General features: G+C 30.8%; 1 protein-coding gene. It reads left to right on the plus strand.

What is annotated here, in order from left to right:
• On the plus strand, nucleotides 1-373 hold a 373-nt coding region (locus V6246_RS18185; protein ID WP_341561866.1), incomplete at both ends, for a hypothetical protein.

The following is a 373-nucleotide window of genomic DNA, read 5'->3' on the forward strand; positions in this document are numbered from 1 at the left end:
CTTTTTTTGATTTAGAAGGCATGCGCAACATAAGGCTTATTAGCAGTTCTTCCTTCCTTATTCTATTTGTTTTGTTGAAAGGTTATAAAAACATATTCCTATTGGTTGCGCTTATTAGTTTAGTTTTTGCCGATTTTTTTATACATTTTTTTGAAACCTTGTTTTACGCCCGTTTAACTCTTGTTTTTAGAGGGCTTGCAGCTATATGTGTTTGTCTAGATGTTTTACCTAAAATAATTCGTTTAAAATATAATGTTTCTACTACTTTGGTGTTCTTTGTTGTAGCCTTATTGCATGTGTTTTTACTTTTTAAGTTATTAAACTTACCTCAAGTCACGTCAAAAGATTCATCATTAACTGTGGTTGCGCTTTT

The organism is Algibacter sp. TI.3.09 (assembly GCF_038154905.1).
Taxonomy (GTDB): Bacteria; Bacteroidota; Bacteroidia; order Flavobacteriales; family Flavobacteriaceae; genus Algibacter.